Raw genomic sequence first — 593 nt, forward strand, 5'->3', positions numbered from 1 at the left:
TTGCGCCCGCGCGGCGCCGGCAGCGCGACCCGGACGGTGACGCGCAGCAGGGCGGGGTCGGCGCTGGCCGCGATCTCGCTGAGCACCTGCCACTGGCGGCCGGCATAGTCGAGTTCCAGCGTTTCGCGGCCGACCGCCGGGGTAACCTGCTGCAGCTGCAGTTCGCTGATGCGGTTGTCGGCGATCCAGCCGGCCAGGGTCAGTTCCTCCAGCCGCGCGGCATTGCTCAGGCTGCGCCCGGCGGCGGTGAGCACCACCGCCGCCACCGTGGCGAAGATCGCCAGCGCCACCAGCACTTCGAGCAGGGTGAAGCCGCGGTCGGCCCTGGCCATAGGCGCTTTCATCGCCGCTCTCCGAGCGGCTCGGCCTCGGGCAGGCGGAAGCCGTCGCTGGCGATCAGCCAGGTGCCACCGCCCGGCTTGCGTTCGGACAGGCGCAGGCTGAACGGCGACAGCTCGCCACTGGAAAGGATCAGCAGTTGCGGCTCCAGCCGCGGCCCCCTGCGCTTCGCCCGCGCGTCGTCGTCGGACAGCCCGGCGCGGTCGTCCGCGCGCTTCGGCGGCGCCAGCAGCACCAGTGGCGTACCGTCCAGT

At 73.2% G+C, this 593-nt stretch carries 1 protein-coding gene and 1 pseudogene; both read right to left on the reverse strand.

What is annotated here, in order from left to right; translation table 11 throughout:
• On the reverse strand, nt 1-344 hold a 344-nt coding region (gspI, locus tag BAY1663_RS22870; protein ID WP_037045488.1), incomplete at its 3' end, for a type II secretion system minor pseudopilin GspI.
• Nucleotides 341-593, reverse strand: a pseudogene (locus BAY1663_RS25660) (type II secretion system protein GspH); the annotation flags it as partial. The gene gspI and the pseudogene BAY1663_RS25660, both read right to left, overlap by 4 nt.

It is taken from the genome of Pseudomonas sp. BAY1663 (assembly GCF_000582595.1).
Taxonomy (GTDB): Bacteria; Pseudomonadota; Gammaproteobacteria; order Pseudomonadales; family Pseudomonadaceae; genus Stutzerimonas; species Stutzerimonas stutzeri_AF.